The 22,645-nt window shown below is 40.7% G+C and carries 18 protein-coding genes; 12 read left to right on the top strand and 6 right to left on the bottom strand.

Translation table 11 applies throughout. The annotated features are described in order from the left end of the window. Positions 1-120 precede the first annotated feature (120 nt). Positions 121-765 (bottom strand): pyridoxamine 5'-phosphate oxidase, encoded by a 645-nt coding sequence (gene pdxH, locus GTQ43_RS21470; protein ID WP_265274765.1) that lies wholly within the window; start codon positions 763-765, stop codon positions 121-123. A gap of 135 nt (positions 766-900) precedes the next feature. Between pdxH and GTQ43_RS21465 the strand changes: the two genes are divergently transcribed. From GTQ43_RS21465 to GTQ43_RS21455, 3 genes are all read left to right on the top strand, one after another. Then, a complete protein-coding gene (locus tag GTQ43_RS21465; protein WP_265274764.1) occupies positions 901-1,986 on the top strand; it encodes an AI-2E family transporter in 1,086 nt (361 codons plus the stop codon). Between the two features lie 350 nt (positions 1,987-2,336). Beyond that, a complete protein-coding gene (locus GTQ43_RS21460; RefSeq protein WP_265274763.1) occupies positions 2,337-3,167 on the top strand; it encodes a segregation/condensation protein A in 831 nt (276 codons plus the stop codon). Positions 3,168-3,770: 603 nt separating this feature from the next. Beyond that, complete coding sequence (locus GTQ43_RS21455) at positions 3,771-4,571, top strand: DUF4114 domain-containing protein (protein ID WP_265274762.1); 801 nt, start codon at positions 3,771-3,773, stop codon at positions 4,569-4,571. Between the two features lie 107 nt (positions 4,572-4,678). On the opposite strand, the gene GTQ43_RS21450 is transcribed toward GTQ43_RS21455, so the two are convergent. Beyond that, positions 4,679-5,947, bottom strand: coding sequence for a tetratricopeptide repeat protein (locus GTQ43_RS21450; protein ID WP_265274761.1), 1,269 nt, complete (start codon positions 5,945-5,947; stop codon positions 4,679-4,681). Between the two features lie 355 nt (positions 5,948-6,302). Continuing rightward, positions 6,303-6,971, bottom strand: coding sequence for a 2OG-Fe dioxygenase family protein (locus GTQ43_RS21445; RefSeq protein ID WP_265274760.1), 669 nt, complete (start codon positions 6,969-6,971; stop codon positions 6,303-6,305). Positions 6,972-7,303: 332 nt separating this feature from the next. On the opposite strand from GTQ43_RS21445, the gene sfsA reads away from it, so the two are divergent. Continuing rightward, on the top strand, positions 7,304-8,029 hold the full coding sequence (sfsA, locus tag GTQ43_RS21440) for a DNA/RNA nuclease SfsA (protein WP_265274759.1): 726 nt from the start codon (positions 7,304-7,306) through the stop codon (positions 8,027-8,029). A 188-nt stretch (positions 8,030-8,217) separates the two neighbouring features. Here sfsA and GTQ43_RS21435 read toward each other — a convergent pair whose 3' ends face one another. Beyond that, positions 8,218-8,619: a fasciclin domain-containing protein gene (locus GTQ43_RS21435; RefSeq protein WP_265274758.1), complete on the bottom strand. Its 402-nt coding sequence runs from the start codon at positions 8,617-8,619 to the stop codon at positions 8,218-8,220. Between the two features lie 711 nt (positions 8,620-9,330). Between GTQ43_RS21435 and modA the strand changes: the two genes are divergently transcribed. The 4 genes from modA to GTQ43_RS21415 all read left to right on the top strand — a co-directional run bounded on the left by modA (position 9,331) and on the right by GTQ43_RS21415 (position 12,873). Next, positions 9,331-10,182: a molybdate ABC transporter substrate-binding protein gene (modA, locus tag GTQ43_RS21430; protein WP_265274757.1), complete on the top strand. Its 852-nt coding sequence runs from the start codon at positions 9,331-9,333 to the stop codon at positions 10,180-10,182. Positions 10,183-10,248: 66 nt separating this feature from the next. Further along, the gene (locus tag GTQ43_RS21425; protein WP_265274756.1) at positions 10,249-10,875 is read left to right on the top strand and encodes a DUF642 domain-containing protein; all 627 of its coding nucleotides are present in this window, start codon (positions 10,249-10,251) and stop codon (positions 10,873-10,875) included. Between the two features lie 239 nt (positions 10,876-11,114). Beyond that, entirely contained in the window at positions 11,115-11,792 is a 678-nt protein-coding gene (locus GTQ43_RS21420; protein WP_265274755.1) for a PEP-CTERM sorting domain-containing protein, read from the top strand. Between the two features lie 418 nt (positions 11,793-12,210). Then, a complete protein-coding gene (locus GTQ43_RS21415; RefSeq protein ID WP_265274754.1) occupies positions 12,211-12,873 on the top strand; it encodes a hypothetical protein in 663 nt (220 codons plus the stop codon). A gap of 127 nt (positions 12,874-13,000) precedes the next feature. Here GTQ43_RS21415 and GTQ43_RS21410 read toward each other — a convergent pair whose 3' ends face one another. Then, positions 13,001-15,142 (bottom strand): FAD/NAD(P)-binding protein, encoded by a 2,142-nt coding sequence (locus tag GTQ43_RS21410; RefSeq protein ID WP_265274753.1) that lies wholly within the window; start codon positions 15,140-15,142, stop codon positions 13,001-13,003. Positions 15,143-15,718: 576 nt separating this feature from the next. Between GTQ43_RS21410 and GTQ43_RS21405 the strand changes: the two genes are divergently transcribed. Both GTQ43_RS21405 and GTQ43_RS21400 read left to right on the top strand, forming a co-directional pair. Then, positions 15,719-16,129 (top strand): 2TM domain-containing protein, encoded by a 411-nt coding sequence (locus GTQ43_RS21405; RefSeq protein WP_265274752.1) that lies wholly within the window; start codon positions 15,719-15,721, stop codon positions 16,127-16,129. 599 nt (positions 16,130-16,728) lie between these two features. Beyond that, on the top strand, positions 16,729-17,469 hold the full coding sequence (locus GTQ43_RS21400; RefSeq protein ID WP_265274751.1) for a Uma2 family endonuclease: 741 nt from the start codon (positions 16,729-16,731) through the stop codon (positions 17,467-17,469). A gap of 164 nt (positions 17,470-17,633) precedes the next feature. Here the strand turns inward: GTQ43_RS21400 and GTQ43_RS21395 are convergent, their stop codons facing one another. After that, on the bottom strand, positions 17,634-18,488 hold the full coding sequence (locus GTQ43_RS21395; RefSeq protein ID WP_265276513.1) for a bifunctional class I SAM-dependent methyltransferase/HIT family protein: 855 nt from the start codon (positions 18,486-18,488) through the stop codon (positions 17,634-17,636). A gap of 355 nt (positions 18,489-18,843) precedes the next feature. On the opposite strand from GTQ43_RS21395, the gene ilvD reads away from it, so the two are divergent. Both ilvD and GTQ43_RS21385 read left to right on the top strand, forming a co-directional pair. Next, positions 18,844-20,529: a dihydroxy-acid dehydratase gene (gene ilvD, locus GTQ43_RS21390; protein ID WP_265274749.1), complete on the top strand. Its 1,686-nt coding sequence runs from the start codon at positions 18,844-18,846 to the stop codon at positions 20,527-20,529. A 481-nt stretch (positions 20,530-21,010) separates the two neighbouring features. Then, positions 21,011-22,570, top strand: coding sequence for an ABC transporter substrate-binding protein (locus GTQ43_RS21385; RefSeq protein WP_265274748.1), 1,560 nt, complete (start codon positions 21,011-21,013; stop codon positions 22,568-22,570). The last annotated feature ends 75 nt before the right edge of the window (positions 22,571-22,645 follow it).

Here is a 22,645-nt window from a genome sequence, read left to right as displayed (position 1 = left end):
AAACTTGTTAAATAATTCTCCCTTGTCTCCCTTGTCTCCCTTGTCTCCCTGCCCCCTGCCCCCTGCCCCCTGCTCCCTTGTCTCCCTTGTCTCCCTGCCCCCTGCCCCCTTGCCTCTTCTTCAGGGTGATAACCGCTCAATTTTCCAAGTGCCATTGTCTAAACGAGTATAGAGTAAGCGATCGTGTAAGCGGCTAGAGCGTCCTTGCCAAAACTCAATTTCTGTGGGGATCACTCGTAAGCCTCCCCAATGAGGCGGTCGGGGGATCTCCTGATTTTCGTATTTGCTATAGAACTCCTGTAAACGTCGCTCTAGAACTTCTCGGCTTTCTATCACCTCACTTTGATTAGATACCCATGCACCCAACCGACTGTTAGCAGGGCGAGTATCAAAATACTGGTCGGACTCAGCTTCCGAAACTTTCTCCACATACCCACAAATCCGAACTTGACGTTCCAGTTCTGCCCACCAGAAGACTAAAGCCGCCAAAGGATTTTCTGCTAGTTCTTGTCCTTTGTGGCTGTTGTAATTGGTGAAGAAAGCAAAGCCCCGTTCATCAAAATCCTTCAGCAACACCATTCTGGCTGAAGGCTTACCGTCTGGCGTAACAGTAGCAAGAGTCATAGCATTGGGTTCAGGGAGTTGCCCTGCTAGAGCTTGATCGAACCATTTTTTAAATTGGATAAAAGGATTGAGGTCTACTTCGATTTCGCTCAAAGCTTCCAAGGTGTAGTCTTTGCGGAGGTCAGCTACGGTTTTGTCCATTTTTATGTACTTCCTTGCTATCAGATACGCTTATGCTTTTCTATATATATCGTTCTTAAAAAATCTATGATGATAATCAGTGCCATCAAGAATTTTACAAGTTCTCTCAGGAATATCTAAAATAGGTTGCATAAAATGCGCCGTTCAGCCTCTCTTCAACGCCTGTTAATTTATGGTCTGAGCGGTCCTATTATCGCTCTTAATGTCTGGCTACTTTCCGTGCTTTTTCGGTACTTCCAGCATCCTATTACCATATTGAGCATTGCGGCAATTTTAGCTTTTCTACTCAATTATCCGGTTAAGTTCTTTGAACGTGCCCGAATCACGCGCACTCAGGCAGTGATTATAGTTTTACTTGCAACGCTTACCCTATTGGGGATTCTAGGCGTTACCCTAGTGCCGTTGATCATTGACCAAACAATCCAACTGTTAAATAAGATCCCTGATTGGTTAGGCGCTAGTCAAGCAAACTTAGAGCAATTTGAGATGCTGGCAAAACAAAGACGTTTGCCAATTGATCTAAGAGTTGTAAGCAGTCAAATCAATGCCAACATTCAGAATCTAGTACAACAACTAGCTTCTGGTGCAGTAGGATTTGCTGGAACATTGCTGTCAGGATTACTTGACTTAGTGTTAGTGATTGTGCTTGCATTTTATATGCTTTTATATGGCGATCGCGTCTGGAATGGTTTAGTCAATCTTTTGCCCTCTAATATTGGAGACCCTCTTACCAAATCCTTGCGCCTAAATTTCCAGAACTTCTTTCTCAGCCAGTTGTTGCTAGGACTGTTCATGGTGTTAACCCTAACGCCAATTTTCTTGGTAATCAAGGTGCCCTTTGCCCTATTGTTTGCCATATTAATTGGCATATCGGAACTCATTCCCTTTATCGGGGCATCCCTTGGCATTGGTCTGGTGACGATTTTAGTACTGTTGCAAAATTGGTGGTTAGCAGTTCAAGTTGCCATAGCAGCAATTCTCATGCAGCAGCTTAAAGATAACCTGTTAGCTCCCAGATTACTCGGCAACTTTATCGGGCTGAATCCCATCTGGATTTTTGTAGCTATTTTGATGGGATTTGAGATTGCTGGGTTGCTGGGAACGCTTGTTGCTGTTCCCATTGCTGGTACTATTAAAGGCACTTTCGATGCGATCAAGAACGGCAAGCCTAGTGATTTTGTCTCAACTGTCATCATTGCTCATGACCCGCCCCCAGATTAATATCTACGGTGTACACACAAATCGAAAAACCTACTCCACATTAACTTTAATTTTATAGGGTGAGTTATGGACTTTAGTCCTAACGCACCGAAAATCTCTGACAATGCCATACCCTCGGTAAGATTAACACACTCGACAAAACTACAAATCTTTAATTATTCACATCCACTTACTTGAAATTTTCAATTCTGACAAAAAAGCTTTTTTGACACCGTGATGCCTAAGCAACGAAGCGAAAGAATCAAAAGTTGCACAATCTGATCTCACAATTCACAATGGTGATTGATTCCAAATTTCAGAGGATACTGCCACCAGGCAATTCTTGTCATTAATTAACTTAGAACTCATTGATGGAAGCTTCCGAGCTATTAGAAACAATCACACTCCTGATTTACCAAGCTGAACAGGGAGAAATTGACCCTTGGGATGTTCAAGTAATTGAGGTGATTGACCGTTACTTAGAACTGATGGCACCGGAGTCAATAGGAAGAGGCTATGAAGCGGATTTGTCGCAATCTGGACAGGCATTCTTATCAGCATCAATGCTGGTATTATTCAAAGCCAATACATTGATGCAATTGTCAACAGTAGTAGACATTCAGGATGGTGTATTAGATAATGCCATGTTGGAAGATGAAGACGGGACATCACATCATGGTCATCGTCTACCATTAGAACGGCAATTGCGTCGTCGTCCATCGGCAATGCCGCCACCAAAGCGGCGGGTGACTCTACAAGAGTTAATTAAGCAATTGCAGATTATGGCAAACCAGCTAAAACTAGTAGAAAAAGTTAGCAAGCCTATCCGTCCCAGACGTTTGCCTAGCGTCCAAAGTATGCGGGAGGCGCTGGAATTAGCTCACCAGGAAAATCTGACGGAAGTAGCTAGAGAACTCGAACAGGTGTTGAATTTATCGGCAAGGGATTTAAATTCAGAACAAAATTGGTTGAATCTAGAGCAACTTGTAGAGTTGTGGACTCAAACAAAGCTTCTCAAGCAAAATGGGTCTGGGCATGAGTCTAAACACAGTAATTTAGTTAGCGTTTTCTGGGCGCTACTACTACTTTCGGCTCAATCGAAAGTAGAGCTATTTCAAGAGGAGTTTTACCATGAAATTAAAATCCGGTTACTTACAGATTCAGCTAATACTAGTAAACCTTTTGAGCAGTCGATGAACTAAAAAAGTCAAAATTAGCCCTACAGATAATTTACAGATTTTTGATTCAGCCCCAAAATCCGAGTGAATTGAATACAGGTATTACCTAACGTTACTAAGTATTTTTTACGTAATACTTGCTTGGAACCACTACGTGTATATGTTCCTCAACTCTACCTATACAACCTATAAAGTGTTCCAAAAAATAAATGATCCAAAACCCGTCATTGCGAGCGAAGCGAAGCAATCCCAAGGGCTGTGATTGCTTCGCTTCGCTCGCAATGACAATTGGGCATTTTTTTACTTGGAGTACTCATATAGGTTGCGGTTTTAGCCTTTAAATATAAAAATTACACATCTAATTATAATAAAAAGTATAAATTTCCCATAAAAATTTAATTGTATATAAGTTTAAAAGCTAAATGATAATGACAGTATATTAAGTTTACAGCTATGTCATATTTCAGTAAAAATACTTCAAATAAAGAGCTATTTAAATATACGAATAAAAGTAGAAAACAAGATTGACTTTGCTAAAGGGCGACTGTTAGAAATAGGGAACTACACCAGACAGACTTTTAAACAAACTACTGTCTACAATGTTTTCCCTACTTAATGACTTCTAATATGAAACCTACTTTGTTGACTGCCTTGATTGCTGCTACCGCTACCTTGACTGGATTAGTTTCCAAAGTAGAAACTGCATCTGCTGCTGCTTTTACTTGGAATAATAACTGGAATCAACCAACGATATCTAGTGGTTTTAACGCTGCTCCTTTTCAAAAATTTGTCCAACAAGAAGGTATTGCTCTCCCAAATAGCGGACAAGTTCAATTAGACCCTAGTAAATTAAACCTAAAATACGACTACAACGTATCTGTTGACTTTATCAATGAGGGCGCTGGTTATAGAAACCAGTTAGCCTTCAATGCCACAGGAATTACTAACACGTCTGGACTGCTTTTCAAGGATGCTTCTTGTGACGGAGCTGGGTGTATGATGGGCGGGGCCAATAGTGGACTAAAAATCGGTGATGGGGTCAATATTGGTACTATTGCCGGAGGTACTCAACTGGACTTATTTTTGAAAGCTGATGGTTTTAACAATTCCAATGGCAATATCTTTGGTACTCAAACTGCCTCTAATGCTGACGGACTACAGCACGTAGTTGCTTATGCTTATAACAACTACATCATTCTGGGATTTGAGGATTTATACGGGGCTTTACACGCAACTGGTAACTTGAACCAAAATTCTGATCGTGACTTTAATGATCTTGTCGTCGTTCTTGATGTCGGCGAGGCAAATGTTAAAGCATTAATTGGTGCTACCGTTCCTGAACCATCTGTTACTCTGTCGATGTTGGCGGTGGGAGCAGTTAGTATGTTTGGATTGCGTCGTCGCCGTCAAACTCGCACTTCTAACTAAACAATATAGATTACGTTTAGTTTCATTGGGAAATAACAAGTGATTGATCGCATTTTCACCCGTACAAGTATACGGGTGAATTTATGTGTGTAGTGGCATCTATAATTCTATCTACCGCTATCGCGTTCTAAATCATCAATCACTTTTTGCAAATACCACTCATCTGACATCCCAGGATAGTAATTTTGTTTCTGTCGAATCAATTGTTCGGCTATTTCCCAATATCCCCCAACCATTCGCAAAAGTCGCTGATGTAGCAGGTTATATTTTTGCTTTTTTGACTGGGGACTAAACTTTTGGATTTTTTCTAGGCTACTTAAGACTTGTTGATAATTTTCCCAGTCTTCTTGTTCACAAAAAATACTCGCCGCCCGTTGATAATCTTCCACGGCGTTTTGCATTTCTTCTAAACAAGTATAGGCAATGCCACGATGGTAGTAAGCTTGAGCATCATCAGAATTTATTTGCAGCGCTTGGGTGTAATCTTGAATAGCACCAAGATAGTTTCCTGTTGTCCGATAGGCATTACCTCTGGCAATATAGACTAGGGGATCTTGTGGTTGCATCTGGACTGCTTGGTTAAGATCCGCGATCGCACCTTGATGATCTCCTAATATAGAACGGGCTTTACCTCGGTTGCGATAGACAATGGCATCTTGAAAATTTAGTCGCAATGCTTGATTAAAATCTGCGATCGCTTCTCGATAATTTCCCATCTTACAACGCACAACCCCACGACAGCAGTAAGCTTGGGCATCTTGTGAATCGGCTTTTAATACCCAGTTTAAATCAGCGAGTGCCTCTTGGGTATCTCCCTTTTCAGCTTTTTCTAATAACTGCGTAAAATAATCATTGGTGGATAAAATTGGCGCATTGTTAGAATGCGATTGTTCAATGGGAGGTAATTCTTTGGGTTGTAGTTGTTTAATTCGTTCCAGACAAAGGCGACAATTCTCTTTATCTTGTTGTTCTAGATATAATTTTGCAGCTTTTTTAAAGTTAGCGATCGCATCTTGAATATAACCCTGTTTGCGCCGCACCATCCCCCGCAGGTTATAAGCAGCAGCATAATTTAGATTGAGACGAATAGCGCGTTCAACATCCTCCAGCGCCCCTGGTAAGTTTTTTAGCGCCACCCTAGCCAATCCACGACAATAATACGCCTCTAAACTCTCAGGATTCAGCTTTAAAGCTTCGGTATAATCTGAAACAGCCTTAAGGATTGCTCCTGAGTCATAATGTGCTAAACCCCTTTGCAAGTAAGCTTCGGCAAAGTAAGGTGTCAGTTGTAAAGCATGGTTAAATTCCTCAATTGCTCCGGCGTAGTCTTTTCGCCTAGCTTTTTCTAATCCCCTATTGTAGAATTCGTCATTCATAGCATTTCAGTTAGTTGAATTCCAGCAAGCTTGCTTCGTAGCCTAACCTATCCACTCACTCTTAATATTTTAATTATTCAGCATGGCTTTGCTTGATTTCGGATTTGCAATGAATTAAAACGAACACATCCCGGAAATTTTATCGGAGGGATTTACCCAATTGAAGATTTTACACCTCCAGATTGCAGATTTATTCACTGATACGGCAACTTTAGATAAACCACTATCAGCCCAATTATTTCCAATTCCAAATAAAAAACTGGGAAAATGAGTAAATTCAATTCCCCATATCTTGTAGATTGAAAAGATAGATTCCCGACTTCTCAAAGAAGTAGGGGATCTTGACACCACAGACTTACTCTGAAAGTAAGCTAGGAGATGTCAGTACAAAAACATCAAAACTTCCTTGAGCGTCAGTCAGAGGTTTTATAGGATTGGCGAAGTGGAAAAATTCATGATCGTTAACTAATAAAAGTTCCCCCGGATTTAGAACTTTGCTAAACACAGGTTTTTCTTTTTTGGCAGTATAGAGATGTGTTTCTCCACCTTTAATATTATCTCTATCTACTGAAAATATGCCAATAAAATCAGTACCATCTTGATGGATACCTTCAGGTGCTGGATTACTAAAATTGTCTGGCGAACAACTAATTCTAATTTGATGAACTCCGATTTCTGCTTCAGGATGAAGTTTACAAGAATCACTAAATGCTAAGACAAGATTTCTAAAAATATCAAGTTCTATGAGTGCATCATCTAATTCTGCAAACTCTCTTTTTAAGTCACCAACTAATGGATTATACTCTTTACTTTGAAAGAAGTAGCCATGAGGTAATTTGATTAACTCATTTCCAGAAACAGAGAACCGAGATAATCTTCTCGAGCGATAGTTGCCTTTGATATAAGGGTCAATAGGCATATTACTGAAAAATGGCTTAAAACCTTCTGGATTGATTGAATTTACTTTTCTGAGAGTAAATAGAAAAGCATATTCTAATTCCGTTGGTATCCCCAATTTTTGCATAGGATTTACCTCCTTGCACGTTGAAATTCTCCCATATTTTTTATGAGAGGCTTATAATACTTAGTATATGCTACTTTTTATTACTATGTTGTCAATTTGACTACAAAAATTGACAATCTATGATATGTAAGTTTACTTGATTCTGTCACCCGGTGGAGTCGCTGCGGAAAAGATTTGCTGTTGAGAGTTAGGTGGTTAAGGAATCAACGTATATTAGACATCTAGTGAAAAAGAATGCAGAGACGCGATATATCGCGTCTCTGCAATGGTTCTGCATAATGCATATTTAATTTTTGGAGATGTATATTTACTAGCAGCAACAAGGTTTTAAAATGACAGATTGGCTTTATCGTTACCCACCTTTGTATCCAGGTATTTTACTTAAGCGTTACAAGCGGTTTTTTGCTGACGTTCAACTTACTTCTGGCGAAGTAGTGACAGCCCATTGTCCTAACACAGGGCCAATGACTGGAGTCTCAACTGCCCAAAGTGCTGTACAGCTTTCTAAAAGTGATAATCTTAACCGCAAATTGGCTTACACTTTAGAACTAATTCAGGTACATGACAATGAACCAACCTGGGTAGGTATAAATACTTTTTTACCCAATCGGGTGGTAAAGCTAGCTTTGGCGCAACACCTTTTCCCGGAATTGGGCGAGTATAGCCAAATCAAGGGCGAGGTAGTTTATGGGCTAGATAAAAAAAGTCGAGTGGATTTTTTCTTAACGGGGAGTGATGAGGAACGCCCGATTTATTTAGAAGTGAAAAATACAACTTTGTCTGAGGGGAGATTAGCTTTATTTCCTGACACGGAGACTACAAGAGGACAAAAGCACCTGCGAGAATTAATGGCGCTGCTACCTCTAACTCGTGCGGTGATGCTTTACTTTATTAATCGCGGTGATTGTATCGAGTTTTCCCCTGGCGATCGCACAGATCCTGTATATGGTAAATTACTACGGGATGCGATCGCTCTTGGTTTAGAAGTCTTACCTTGCCGTTTTGATATTTCCCCCGAAGGTATCCGTTATTTGGGTTTGGCAAAACTAAAAATTTGATTACACCTAAATTAAGAGAGACGTTACAATATAACGTCTCTAGATAGATAAAACAATAAATCCATCTAGATAGTATCTAGATGGATTTATTGGTAGTTGGTGTTTACTAAAAAACATTCAACCAGATTTTAATAACGACTATGGGTAGTCACCGCCTCAGAAATAGCATTCGCTATTCTGAAGTTTGCTTATGCAGGAATCAAAACTGTGTCAATTACGTGGATGACACCGTTATCAGCAGCAACATCTGCTGTTGCAACTTTTGCATCATTGATCTTAACGCCATTAGAAGCGTCAATTTTTACATCTGAACCTTCAACTGTTTTAGCTGTCTTCAGTTTAGCTACATCAGCGGCGAGTACTTTACCTGAGACAACATGATAGGTCAAGATTTTTTTGAGCTTTGCAGGATCTTTCAGTAATGCATCTACTGTACCTGCGGGAAGCTTGTTAAACGCTTCATCAGTGGGTGCGAAGACGGTGAATGGGCCATTGCCATTAAGTGTATCTACCAGACCAGCTGCTTGGATTGCTGCAACTAATGTCTTGAAAGAACCATTATTAGTGGCGGTATCAATTATGTTGGCCATGTGTTTTACCTAGTTCTGTGTAACTTGTTACAAATCTAAACTATTTTTCCATAAAGTCTATCTATCATTAGAGGTATATCAAATATTTTTTTTTATTGTTAATATAAAAGTTTACATATATTTTTATTCAAATAGAGAATTATATGTAGTTACTTTAGGCGGATGCATTGTTCACCGCCGCAAGCATCGCTCTTTTTTCTATACATCGGTAGGCGCGATCGCTTGTTACAAGCACAGGACTTTTTTGCGTAAGTCCTAAAGCGCTCTAATTACCAAAAAAGTTAGTTGATACAAGGAATAAAACTACTTTATTGGTACAAAATATTTTTAGAGATTTTATTGATTATCCGATGTTTACACAAAAAGCCTATGCACAACAGGTAGTCTAGGGATTAGTTAAAGTTTAGACACGCTAGCCATAGCTTTTTGTCAGGGTTTGTTAACCAGAAATGTTGGTATAAAGCGCATTTAACTGATATTATTTCATCACTAAATACATTTCACTGCCTTGGAAATAACAAAGGGCTAATCACATCAATGCTTCTAGCAATTGTGATTGGCTGTTTATTTCCAGAATTTATCATGCGTAGTAATTACGCAAAAACCATATCCTCTGCATTCTGTGTAGTTGATTTTTTCTTGCCTGTGCGTAAGTACGGGTATGTCAATAATGAGACTTTTAGGTAATATTTTCCCCAAACTATAACTTTCATGAACAGAAGAAGATTTATTGCTTGGATAGCTACAGCAGTTACTAGCACGATGCTGGTAATAGGCTTTCAGTTTATCCATTTATCGCCAGCAAGCTCCACAACCACCCTTAACGTATATGCGGCTGTCAGCTTAACAAACGCACTTAATGCCATTAAAACTCAGTACCAAAATGCTAACCCAACTGTCAATGTTGTTTATACCTTTGGTGCTTCTGGTACTTTACTGAGCCAAATACAAGCAGGAGGAACAGCAGATATTTTCATTTCAGCTGCCACCGACCAAATAGATGTCTTGCAGAATGCAACCCCAAGTAAGTTGGTAGCAGGTAGCCGTAAAAACATTGTCAAAAACAGTCTAGTTTTGATTGCTCCTACAACACCTCCCGTTAGTGCTGGTAGTGCTGGTCTGACTAGCATCAATGGTTTGACCAACGCCAATATTACTGGCATTGCTATAGGTGACTACACAGGTACTCCTCCTGTTGTGCCAGCAGGAAATTATGCCAAACAAGTTCTTACTAGCCAAGGTATTTTCACAACTGTTAGTCCCAAACTATCGCTTCTTAGTAATGTGCGTAACGTCTTAACTGCTGTTGAAAATAAAACTACAGTAGTTGGAGGCGTAAATAAAACTATTGACGCAGGTTTAGTTTACACAACTGATGCTTTCATTTCTAACAAGGTAAGAGTCGTACAAACTGCCAACCCAACAGACAGCGATCCGATTATCTATCCACTAGGGATACTCACCAGAACTACAGTTCTATCAACGGCACAGAGTTTTTCTACTTACTTAAGTGGTACTACTGCTCAAGGTATCTTCAAAAGTTATCAATTTAAGTCGCCTTAATCACCACAAAGTAAATCAATTAAGAACTCATTGTCGTCAATTTTGAACTATTTGGAGTAATGTTTCGTGAAGTTCACCAAAAAACTCTCAATTATTGTTTGTGGTTTGACCACTGCCTTTGTTCATAGTGCTGTGATTACCAATACTTATAAGTCAGCAGCACAAGCAGATGGACAAGAACTGGTTAATAACGGGGGATTTGAAATCGATCCTCTCGTAGATCCTTCTGATGCTACCACTTCAAATCCTAATATTACAGGATGGATTAAGTCTGGCGCTCCGATCGATACATCAGTTATTAAAATTAGCAACTTTCCTAAAACTGGCAATCAAGGTTTATCGCTTGGTGGATTTACAGACATTAGCTACATATCACAGACTATCTCTACAGTTCCGGGTCAACACTACCAACTTACTTACTATTTAGCATCAACAGAGCAAGCACCCGACCTAAAGAATAAATTTAAGGTTTTTATTGGTGGAAAAAAGGTTGATGTTAAAAAGGATGTTCCTTTCCAAGACTATACGCAATACACCTTGGATTTTAAAGCGAAAGCAACATCCACAGAGATAAAGTTTGGTTCCAAAGCCAAATATGCGTTTTTCTATTTGGATGATGTGAGTGTTAAAGCTACATCTAAAAATCAAGGAGAAAATTATGGAGATCCAAGTGGAGATGATGGGGATGAATAAACCATAAGCAAGAGTCTATCAAATTTAAATTGATAGGTAAGCAAGTTTGTAGTAAGGACTTTAGTCCTTTATTTTATAAAGCCTAAATTTCTTACTACAACCTCTTAAAGCTAGCTTTAAAAAGTAGTATCAGCCTAAACAAAGCCTTGAGTTTGATTGACACTACCTAGAGCCAGCATAGATGTAACTATCAACTTGTTTTAATTGTCGGAATTTGAAATTATTTGGAGTCAAGTTTCATGAAATTAACTAAAAAACTCTCAATTCTTGTTTTTAGTTTTACCACTACCTTAGCTAGCACTGCTGTAATTACTGGTACTTATATTCCAGTAGCCCAAGCACAATACGATCCAAACTATGTCCTAGATCCTAAAAGCCTTGTTTTTAACGGCGGATTTGAACTCGACCCCCTCGTAGATCCTAATAATCCCAACACTACAAATCCCAATGTTACAGGATGGACTAAATCTGGCGATCCGTTAGATACATCATTGATTAAAATAAGTAATTTTCCTCATAGTGGTAATCAAGGCTTATCACTTGGTGGATTTACAGGACTCAGCTACATATCACAGGCTCTTTCTACACAACCTGGTCAGCAATACGAACTGAGTTACTATTTAGCATCTACAGACGAAGCACCCGATCTTGATAATCAATTTCAGGCATTTGTAGGTGGAAAAAATATTTTCGATCAAAAAAATATTTCTTTTCAAGATTACACTCCATATAAGTTCGATTTCATAGCAGACGCATCATCAACAGAGTTAAAGTTTGGATCTGTGGATACACACGCATTTCTCTACTTGGATGATGTGAGTGTAAAGGCTGTCCCTGAACCATCAGCTATTGGAGGAATTGCAGTTACTGCTGGTTTATTGGGAATATGGCTGAAGAAAAAGAAGGTAATTATTTAGAAACAATAGCCTTTTTTTACTGATCGTTCTTTAGGGTGTCTTAGCCATCTTTGTAACGCACTACAACACATAAATAGGGTATGTTACGACGTTACTTTTAACATACCCTACGATGGATAATTTATTTTTTGGTATCCTCTTAACTCTTAAGTAGTAATGCAAAATCAAATATACATTTGTCATTGCGAATGGAGCAAAGCGGAATGAAGCATAAGTCCTTCGGACACGCTTCGCGAACGTAAGGTCTTGGGATTGCAACTCTTAGAGACGCTCTGCGAACGCTACATTTCATTCCGTACCCTACGGGAAGGCTCCGCCTACGCAATGACATAAATATTTTTGCATACGCACTTATAAACCAGAATAAAGCGTTCAGTTTTATTAATACTAAATTTGGAATTACTTGGAGTAAAGTTTCATGAAATTAACTAAAAAACTCTCAATTATTGTTTTTACTCTTACTACTACCTTAATTAGCACTGCTGTGATTACCAATACTTATAATGCAGCAGCACAAGCCGTAGAACTTGTGAAAAATGGAAGCTTTGAACTCGACCCCCTCGTAGATCCGAATAATCCCAATGTTACAAATCCTAATGTTACAGACTGGATTAAATCTGGCGATCCTTTCGATACATCAGGGATTAGAATTGACAATTTTCCTCAGTATCAGAGTGGTAATCAAGGTTTATCCATAGGTTCATTTGTAAATCCTGCTTACATATCTCAGAATTTGGCTACAACTATCGGTACTAACTATAATCTCAGTTTCTTTTTAGGAACAGACGAAGGTGGCAGTGACGTTAATAACATATTTCAGACATTTATCGATGGAAATAAAGTTTTCGAGAAGATAAATACTATAAATACTGCTGGAGCTCCCTTCACACAGTATGACTTGAATTTTGTGGCGACAAAATCATCTACAGAGTTAAAGTTGGGTGGTAAAGCTTATTATGGTTTTTTATACTTAGATGCTGTGAGTGTAACACCTGTGCCTGAACCATCAGCTATTGGAGGAATAGTAGTTACTGCTGGATTATTGGGAATATGCCTGAAGAGAAAGAAGGCAATTAGCTAAAAAGAATAGCTCTTTTTTGTCACTTTTGGAAAACAATAGAGCGTAGATGCGCAGCGACTTGTCGTTAGACATCGCTACACAATCTTAATGGAAAAGATGCGATCGCTCTATTGTTTCTATAGTTCACTCAAATTTGATAGTCCAATGCAACTAAAACTCTACCACAATGCTGATTTGCGGGTACAGCTTCCAGCATCTTTTTCGGTTGAGGTAAGTTGAGATTTTTCATTAGTTCGATGAACTGGTTGCGGCTGCGTCCAGCAAACCGAGGATTCCAGGACTTTTCCTCGCCAATGGTGGATACTGTTTGTCCTTGATAATCGTGACCAGGATATACCAAGGTGTCATCTGGCAATGTGAATAGCTTCTGAGTCACGGCATCATATAGCGATCCAGCGTCGCCGTTTTGGAAGTCGGTACGACCGCAACCCCTGATAAATAGGGCATCTCCAGTTAATAGATGAGTGTCGTTGACTAAGTATGCTGTATGGCTGTCAGTGTGACCAGGGGTAGCGATCGCTTGAATCTGCACGTTCCCTAATTCCAACATATTCCCATCAGCAATGTAGCGATCTGCATAGGTAGCCCCTGTATTCTCAGGGACAATGCCCAAACAACCCGTCAGTGACCTCAATCTATCTGTCCCAGTAATATGGTCAGCATGGATATGGGTTTCCAGACAATAGCGCAGGGTCAGTCCCAATTGTCGCAATACTTGAAGATCGCGTTCGACCTGTTCCAATACAGGATCAACTAAAATAGCTGTTCTACTTTCTGGGTCGGCAATTAAATAAGTATAAGTACTAGATTCTTTATCGAATAGTTGACGAAATAACATCGCAGGTTTCCTCAACATAAAATTAGTAGCAGAGAGTTTGGGATTGAGCGATTTTAGTAATTCCTGTGCTAAATTTGCTGCTTGAGAGCGAATTTCAGGAACAGCAGTGGTTTCCCAAAGATTACCCTTGCGCGGTGTCCCCAAGGTGTACAGCATTTGAGATGCCTTTCCATCTGCATCGATTAGCGCCCCATTTGGGGCTGTGTCGATTCCTATTGATAATCTGTTAGGACGGATCAAGCGTTGTTCTTGGAGGCTAGCGACTAATGGGTGCTGCAATCTGCGGTAATCACAATTTGCGCCGGTGCAATTGATAATCCGCTTGACTTGCAAAACAATATCCTCGTGCGTCCCCCGTTCGCAGATTTTCACATTTACTCCATTCTCAAACTCCTGACAATTTTGAATCCGACCTGCGTAATGGATCAGTTGACCAGACTCCATTGCAGCGTCCAGTACTTCAGCAATTCCTTCAGCAATCCGATGACGGTGAACTTCCCAGTAAGCTTTGACATGGCGCAGAAATCGCTTCTGTTCTGGCAATGGCATTGCTTGCCAAAGTTGAGGAATAATTGGGCGGATAGCATCGATTACCGCCCGCCAACCGTGTCCTTGGGTAAGGGCTTCGCGCAGTTCTTGACGTACTATATGCAACAATCCTCGCGCCGTCTTTGGTGCAGTTTCTACATCAATAAATGCGGGATAAGGAGTTGTTGATTTGTGGCTACAAGGCATCAACCCATGCCGCGAAACGGTATGAATTTGTCCTTGGAACCCTTGCTGATGCAATGCTACAACCGCATCTACCATTGTTAAACCGCTACCAACTAGCAAAATAGCATCCTCTGGATTTAAGTCAGCGATCGCATCAGCAGACCAAGCATCTTTGACATAGCGGTTGTCTAAAACGGCAAGTGGTGCTGGCAGAATTGCTGGGAAGTTGCCTAACGCTAACACCGCCTTTTGCACATCCAAACATTGACCGCTACTCAGATATATTATTGTGCTGTTGGGTTTTGTTTCGATAGCGATCGCTTCATCCACAATCTTCTCTAGTTGTACATTAGCGGCTGCATTTAGCTGTGCTGCTTTTAAAGTCGCTTGTACATAGTCCCCATAAACCCGACGCGGAACAAAAGTAGATGGAGTTACCTGTTCGTAGCCGTTCCTATGTAACCAATTCAGGAAGTGATTTGGTTGATCGCCATAAGCACTCATCTTACCCGCCGGCACATTCAGCAAGTGACAATCTACTGGTGTCCCATAAGCAACTCCTCTACCAACTTCAGAATTACGTTCAATCAACTTGATGGACAGTGGCATGGTTGCGTTGCGTAAAAGATTGGCTGCAACTAGAGAACCACTAAAGCCACCACCAATAATGGCGATCGCAACTGGAGATCCGGTTAGATTAAGAATATTGTTGTTCATAGGATATGTGAGTTGCACTTTCTACTTATCAATTTACGGCCGATAAACTGGAATTTACGCATATTTGAAGCTGTGAGGTGCATGAATTGGTTCAAAAAACCACATACACACATGAATAAGTGGGAATTGTACTTGAGTGTCCAATTTCCCAAATCAAGAAAGTGGGGATCGTCAGATTACACAAACTAAAATCTAGAATGAACAAGGTTTTGGAACTATTTATTTAAAATTGATGTGTCTATTGCATCTAAAGCCGATGCAAATACCGTGGTTTTTAGTTAACATCAAAAACACCCCTTCAAAAGCAAGAATTTCACCTCTACAATTGTCAATATTTTCTGACACTACTAGCATTCAACTTTCAGATAATCTTTGGCTTAACCTTATAAAAGCAATATAGAGGTATTGACAAATACAGTAGCTCTAAATCAGTTATGAGAAAATAATCAGGTTGTGAATGTCACTAAGTATTGGGTGCAAAATGTGGAGACGTTCGCTAACTGAATTGAACGAAGCCTATAGAAAACTTCGGGAAATCAAAAGCGCATTTACACACAAACTTATAAGGTAATTAAAATGACTTACGATTCAGAAGATGTGCAAAAAATCCTTGAAATAGCACTCACTCGTAAACAAGAAGGTGAATTTTCACGAGAACAGCTTCTAGAAATGGCATCGGAGTTAGGTATTTCTTCTGATATTTTAGAAACAACTGAAAAAAAATGGTTAACTCAACAAGAAGAGGAACGATCGCGACACACATTTAATACTTTCCGACGTAGAGGCTTTTGGGGACATTTTGTTTCCTTCCTAGCGGTGAATTTATTCCTCATTCTCTTGAATTTAATCACTAATCCTAGTTATTTTTGGGCTATTTTCTCAGTATTAGGATGGGGGTTAGGACTATTTTTTCATTGGTGGGGTGTTTATCAGACTAAATCCGAGGATTACGAAATAGCCTTTCAGAAATGGCGTACACAGATTTAACTAAAAGTCAAGTTAGATCCCGATAATTTTTTGGTGCGATCGCTTTATCGAGGAAAGCAGTAAAATCGCGTCCATATTGAAAACTGTAGTTCTTTCCCTATGAAAAGAAAAAACCCTCATCCCCCAGCCCCTTCTCCCAAATTTGGGAGAAGGGGAGTTGGAAAGAAGTCCCTCTCCCTTGTTGGGAGAGGGATTTAGGGTGAGGGTAAAACTATGGTTCTCAACATAGACGAGGTTAAGCAGAGGGATGTTCAAGAGTAGAGGAAAACTGCCCTCTGTTTACTGTCGCTTAAACTACCCAAAATGCTAACAGTTAGTTAGGTTGTGGAAGTTGTTGCTCATTTTGGTGGCTACCTAGAAAATCAAAGCAAAACACCAATTTGTACCCAGGTACTGTGGCGAGGTTGGTTAAAATTCCATAACCTTTGCGACATACTGCGCGAACGCAGCTTGCTAGACAGACTTGGAAAATTCAGAGCGATACTCCTGTAGTCGCCGATTTTCGCCTTAGAGCGTTAGACATGGTTGGTGGAGAAATCGCTATAATTCTGGTGAACCAAATAGAGCCAAATATCCTTTGATTTTTGGGGAAACCAGCGATGTTAGACTACAACTTGCCAAGGTACTTACCCTCAGCCGAGGAACTACCAGACTCAGATGAAACGCCTGTGGATAATGAACTGCAAGAATTGATACCAGGTTTGCTGAAGGCGATCCTGCTCATACTTTGGGCAGAACGCCTAGACTGGCTCTTTGCTATAGATATGGGTATTTATTATCACCCTGATAAACCGCCTATTGTACCAGATGGGTTTTTAAGCTTAGGGGTAGAGCGGTTTTATGATGAAGAGTTGCGTCCCAGTTATGTACTGTGGGATGAAAACGTTGTACCTATTTTCGTGCTGGAAGTAGTTTCCCAAAATTATCGCAAGGAATACACCACTAAATTAGATGAATATGCGGCTTTGGGTGTACTCTACTACGTGATTTATTCCTCTCGTCGCCGCCGCAAACCACATTTGGAAGTACATAAGTTAGTTAATAGTAAATATGAATTGCAAGAGGGAAACCCCGTTTGGCTGCCAGAAATTGGCTTAGGAATTGGTTGCGAAAGGGGAAATTATTGTGGTGTCACGCGGGAATGGATGTATTGGTATGATGAGCAAGGACAACGGTATCTCACTCCCGCAGAACAAATAAAACAAGAAGTACAACGCGCTCAACAAGAAGCACAACGCGCTCAACAAGAAGCACAACGCGCTCAACAAGCAGAACAACGAGTGCAACAATTGACAGAACAACTAAGAGCGCTGGGAATAGAACCAGACAATCTGGGCTAACTGAACGTGAGTTCGATGAACCTCTCCCCATTTTGAACTTTAGTTCAAGTTTCTCTCGATTTGTAGAGGGAAAGGTTTTGCATAGTAAAATCAGGAAGAGGTTTTCCAGATTTATATATTTGCTATAAATCCGAGTTTGCGACTGGAGGCTGTTAGTAAAAAAATTATTGTTTTTTAGGAATAACGTTCCTAATTCCACCTTTAGTAGAGACAGTATCACCTTTATAACGAGGGATAATATGAATACTGGTATGCATAATATTTTGACCGGCGGCTCGGTTGATATTCATTCCTACATTAAAGCCATCAGGTTCAAAATCATTTTTGAGAATTTCTTGTACTTTGTTCACCATAAACCAGCAAGCAGATTGCTCTTTCAATGGTAGTTCAAAATAATTGCTAACATGACGTTTGGGAATGACTAAAACGTGTCCTTTGCTTATAGGATATCCATCAAGAATAGCATAAGCGGTTGCTGATTCAGTTAAGAGTTTGAGAGTTTTATGGGGATTGCAGAATATACAATAATTAGATGAATTTCGCTGATAATTATAATGAACGTATTCATATAATTCCCGATAATCGTCTAAGCAAATTGAAGTAAAGGGAAGTTTTACAATACATTGATAAGTAGGTTTTTTATGGACATAATGTTCTCGAAATCCTTCTTTTGTAAGATCCCTTCTGACAGCATAATAAGCTTTACCTCCTGGCTTTAATAAGTGTGATACTTCCATGAGAACATTAGTTTGTTCTTCAGTAAATAAAACATTTAAAACATAGCAGCAAATTATGGTATCAAATTTATTATGGGGATATTCGGGAAAATAATAAGGGTCGTAGCCTGTAATATCAAAACCTTTTTGGCGTAATATTTTAACATCATTACCCAAGCCACAACCAAAGTCTAGTATTTTGCCTTGGAGAAGGTCTTTATTTAATAAAAATTGTGCGGGAAATGATAGATAACTTCTTTCGATCGCAGTAAGATGGCTGAACTGATTTTTTTGCTGTTTCATAGAATTTTGGTGCTGATGTCCCCCAATTATTATTCCCAGCATTTCTTTAGGTTATGCGATGTCTACGACGGGCTACGTCTACGCCTCATGGCCAATACCTAGCTCACGTAAATTAGCTGCTAATATACCAATACGGTTCAGTTAAGCCCGAAATCTTTGGTAAAGACGCAAAATTGTACTTCTCTACGAGACGCTATATGCTTTTGCGTCTCTACAGGTTTAAAACCACTACCCAACCCTTAACTGAACTGTTGGTATAAGTGGGCAGTAAGTCTATATCCGCTGCGCCGCGCATACATGAGAAAATCAGATAATCCAATCGCAACAGTTGCGATATGCCACGGAAGGAAAAAAGATGTCGGAGAATTTAAGAAGCCAAATTGTAACGCAAGGGGTGCAGCGATCGCCAAATCGAGCTATGCTGCGTGCAGTTGGTTTTAAAGATGAAGATTTCAATAAAGCCATTGTGGGCATTGCCAATGGCTACAGTACAATCACTCCCTGTAATATGGGGATAAATCAACTGGCACTCATAGCAGAAGTTGGGATTAAAACCGCCGGCGCAATGCCGCAAATGTTCGGTACGATTACCATTAGCGATGGGATTTCGATGGGAACTGAAGGGATGAAATATTCCCTGGTGTCGCGGGAAGTCATCGCCGATTCCATTGAAACCGCCTGTACTGGGCAAAGTATGGATGGTGTGCTGGCTATTGGCGGTTGTGATAAAAATATGCCGGGGGCAATGTTAGCGATCGCGCGGATGAATATCCCTGCAATATTCGTTTATGGTGGCACAATTAAACCCGGTCACTACAACGGACGCGATTTGACTGTTGTTAGTTCTTTTGAAGCTGTTGGTCAACACAGTGCTGGAAAAATTGACGACAAGGAATTATTAGAAGTTGAAAGTCGCGCTTGTCCTGGCGCTGGTTCCTGTGGGGGAATGTTCACAGCTAACACCATGTCTTCAGCATTTGAAGCAATGGGAATGAGTTTGCCCTATTCTTCAACAATGGCAGCAGAAGATGCCGAAAAAGCAGATAGTGCGGAAAAATCGGCTTATGTGTTAGTCGAAGCCATTCGCAAACAAATCTTACCCCGGCAAATTATCACCCGCAAATCTATAGAGAATGCTATCTCTGTGATTATGGCGGTGGGTGGTTCGACCAATGCAGTTTTGCATTTCTTAGCGATCGCCCGTGCTGCTAATGTACAGTTAACCCTAGACGACTTTGAAATAATCCGTGCCCGTGTTCCCGTTTTGTGCGATTTAAAACCAAGTGGGAAATATGTCGCTACAGATTTGCACAAAGCTGGTGGTATTCCCCAAGTAATGAAGATGCTACTCGTGCATGGTTTATTACATGGAGATAGCATTACTATCAGCGGCCAAACCATTGCAGAGATATTAGCAGATATCCCAGAAGAACCATCTAGCAACCAAGATGTGATTCGGACTTGGAATAACCCCATGTATGCCCAAGGACATTTAGCCATCCTCAGAGGTAATTTGGCAACGGAAGGGGCTGTCGCTAAAATTACTGGGGTGAAAAAACCAGTAATTACTGGGCCCGCACGGGTGTTTGAATCGGAAGAAGCCTCTTTAGATGCAATTTTGGCGGGTAAGATTCAAGCTGGCGATATTCTAGTCATCCGCTACGAAGGGCCCAAGGGTGGCCCAGGTATGCGAGAAATGTTGGCTCCCACCTCAGCAATTATCGGTGCTGGTTTGGGTGATGCAGTGGGATTAATTACCGACGGACGCTTTTCTGGCGGTACTTACGGCATGGTGGTTGGTCATGTTGCCCCAGAAGCAGCAGTTGGTGGTGCGATCGCTCTTGTCGAAGAAGGCGATAGTATTACCATTGATGCACCCGCTCGTTTATTGCAGTTGAATATATCTGAAGCAGAATTTGCCCGTCGTCGTGCCAACTGGAAACCCCCCGCTCCCCGTTACACCAAAGGCGTGTTAGCGAAATATGCCAAATTGGTATCTTCTAGCAGTCTTGGTGCTGTTACCGATTTGGACTTGTTTTAAATGAGCTAAATAAAACTTACACACAAGAAATTCCCCAACCCCCTTAAAAAGGGGGCTTTTAGGAAACTCCGATAAATAAAATAAGTTATTCAATCTTGTGGGGTGGGCAAAGAGAAGAAATTAGGACTTACGCACGGGTAATGGAAAACGAACCACAGAGAACGCAGAGGTCACGGATAAATGAGAGTTTAAGAGGGTTTTTGCGTAAGTCCTAGAAATAAAAAGAAGAAATACTGTTTCTTGAAAGAGGGATAGAATTTAAAAACCACAAGACCTTTGCAATTGCTACATTCCACAACTCTTGGAGACGCTATCGTGTAGCTGGCTTTTGAGAAGGGGTACGTTACATTCGCAATGACATACATTGAAATTTTCACGCCGACTTACTGCATCCCAATAACAAGCGCTACACACCTGGGAATAATAAATCTGTAAATCGTCAAGATTTGGCAGTTAAGAGCCATAGGGAGGGAATTATAAAATGTCTAATTGGCAAAACTTTTGCTCTCAGTTACAGCGAGTCCGATATTATCTGATTTTCCTAGTTGCCCTATGGTTGAGTTTAGGGATTCCAGGTTGCAGTCTCTCCCCACCTAATTCTCAAACAGTTTCATCTCCTGGGTCTACCCACATCAATCTGACTGCACAACGCTTTGACGGTGTAACGATTAATGTCATTACTCATGATGAAGCCATTTATACAGGCGCTCAAAGACGGATTGCTGGGTTTGAAGCCTTGACTGGAGCGAAGGTCAATCTGACAGGCGTTCCCTTTAAAAATCTCTACAACATCCTGGAGAAAAACTGGTCTGGCAGCGCTTCAAAATATGATATGGCAATAATCTTACCTCAATGGCTGATCGACTTTATCGATGCTAAGTTTCTGGAAGATTTAACAGCGCGAGTCAAGTCTGATGCAGCCTTGCAGTGGGAAGATATTGCACCCATCTTTCGGAATGTCAGTGCGACTTATAAAGGACGTATCTACAGTATTCCATTAGATGGCGATTTCCATATGGTGTATTATCGCAGTGATTTGTTAAAGGAAGCAGAACTAACGCCTCCGACAACCTGGGATGATTATTTAGCGATCGCTAAACGGTTTCATGGCAAAGACCTAAATGGTGATGGTAAACCAGACTATGGCTCTTGTATTTCCAAACGCGCCCATGAAAATAGTACCAGCATGTTGATATCTATTGCCACTCCTTTTTTGCAATCTCTGGGAACCACACAAGGCGCATTTTTTGACCCAGACACTATGAAGCCTCTGATAAACAATCCAGCTTTTGCCAAAGCACTGGATATTTATAAACAAACTATGGATTATGGAACTCCCCAGGATGAAAATCTCGGTGGTTCTAAAGCAAGAGAATTATTCATTACTGGCAGGTGCGCTTTGACTATTGATTGGGGCGATATTGGGCCTCTATCGATCGATCGATCTGTATCTAAAGTGATGGATAAAGTGGGTGCTGTCATCACTCCAGGTACAACTCAAGTCCTCGATCGCAAAACCAATCAACTGATAGCTTGTGATAAGTTTACTTGTCCTTATGCCATTGATGGTGTCAATCATGCACCCTACGCTGCCAATGTCGGTTGGACGGGTGTGATTCATGCCAAAGCAGCAGCAAACGTCAAGAATGCCGCTTATACGTTTCTCTCTTATATGAGTCAACCCACTCAGTCTAATGTGGATGTGACAATCGGCACAACGGGCTTCAACCCCTATCGAATTTCGCAATTTGAAAACTCAGATCCCTGGATTAAATCAGGGCTGTCGTCTGAAGCTGCCAACAACTATCTCGGAGCGATCGGTGTCAGCCTTAACAACGCCAACATAGTTTTAAACTTAAGCATTCCCCACAATCAGCAATATCAATTTGAAGTTCTTGATGCTGTTGTATCTAAGTTCTTAGTAAACCAAATTACAAAAGAGCAAGCAATGCAGCAGATTGCACAAGGATGGGAGCAAATTACCAACCAAGTAGGGCGCGAGTCTCAACGCACAGCTTACCGCGCTAGCCTTGGGCTTTAAGGGGAATGTCACTAAGAAAACGTGAAACCTCGCAGTGGGAAGGGATAAGCCCTGCTCGCTGCGAGGTTGTCGCGT

The sequence above is a fragment of the Nostoc sp. KVJ3 genome (assembly GCF_026127265.1).
Classification (GTDB): domain Bacteria; phylum Cyanobacteriota; class Cyanobacteriia; order Cyanobacteriales; family Nostocaceae; genus Nostoc.
This window is presented reverse-complemented; position numbering and strand designations above follow the sequence as displayed.

What these genes read in the sequence shown, in the direction of transcription:
- pdxH (WP_265274765.1), bottom strand. Translation starts at nt 765, where the DNA reads ATGGACAAAACCGTAGCTGACCTCCGCAAAGACTACACCTTGGAAGCT.
- GTQ43_RS21465 (WP_265274764.1), top strand. Translation starts at nt 901, where the DNA reads ATGCGCCGTTCAGCCTCTCTTCAACGCCTGTTAATTTATGGTCTGAGC.
- GTQ43_RS21460 (WP_265274763.1), top strand. Translation starts at nt 2,337, where the DNA reads ATGGAAGCTTCCGAGCTATTAGAAACAATCACACTCCTGATTTACCAA.
- GTQ43_RS21455 (WP_265274762.1), top strand. Translation starts at nt 3,771, where the DNA reads ATGAAACCTACTTTGTTGACTGCCTTGATTGCTGCTACCGCTACCTTG.
- GTQ43_RS21450 (WP_265274761.1), bottom strand. Translation starts at nt 5,947, where the DNA reads ATGAATGACGAATTCTACAATAGGGGATTAGAAAAAGCTAGGCGAAAA.
- GTQ43_RS21445 (WP_265274760.1), bottom strand. Translation starts at nt 6,971, where the DNA reads ATGCAAAAATTGGGGATACCAACGGAATTAGAATATGCTTTTCTATTT.
- sfsA (WP_265274759.1), top strand. Translation starts at nt 7,304, where the DNA reads ATGACAGATTGGCTTTATCGTTACCCACCTTTGTATCCAGGTATTTTA.
- GTQ43_RS21435 (WP_265274758.1), bottom strand. Translation starts at nt 8,619, where the DNA reads ATGGCCAACATAATTGATACCGCCACTAATAATGGTTCTTTCAAGACA.
- modA (WP_265274757.1), top strand. Translation starts at nt 9,331, where the DNA reads ATGAACAGAAGAAGATTTATTGCTTGGATAGCTACAGCAGTTACTAGC.
- GTQ43_RS21420 (WP_265274755.1), top strand. Translation starts at nt 11,115, where the DNA reads ATGAAATTAACTAAAAAACTCTCAATTCTTGTTTTTAGTTTTACCACT.
- GTQ43_RS21415 (WP_265274754.1), top strand. Translation starts at nt 12,211, where the DNA reads ATGAAATTAACTAAAAAACTCTCAATTATTGTTTTTACTCTTACTACT.
- GTQ43_RS21410 (WP_265274753.1), bottom strand. Translation starts at nt 15,142, where the DNA reads ATGAACAACAATATTCTTAATCTAACCGGATCTCCAGTTGCGATCGCC.
- GTQ43_RS21405 (WP_265274752.1), top strand. Translation starts at nt 15,719, where the DNA reads ATGACTTACGATTCAGAAGATGTGCAAAAAATCCTTGAAATAGCACTC.
- GTQ43_RS21400 (WP_265274751.1), top strand. Translation starts at nt 16,729, where the DNA reads ATGTTAGACTACAACTTGCCAAGGTACTTACCCTCAGCCGAGGAACTA.
- GTQ43_RS21395 (WP_265276513.1), bottom strand. Translation starts at nt 18,488, where the DNA reads ATGAAACAGCAAAAAAATCAGTTCAGCCATCTTACTGCGATCGAAAGA.
- ilvD (WP_265274749.1), top strand. Translation starts at nt 18,844, where the DNA reads ATGTCGGAGAATTTAAGAAGCCAAATTGTAACGCAAGGGGTGCAGCGA.
- GTQ43_RS21385 (WP_265274748.1), top strand. Translation starts at nt 21,011, where the DNA reads ATGTCTAATTGGCAAAACTTTTGCTCTCAGTTACAGCGAGTCCGATAT.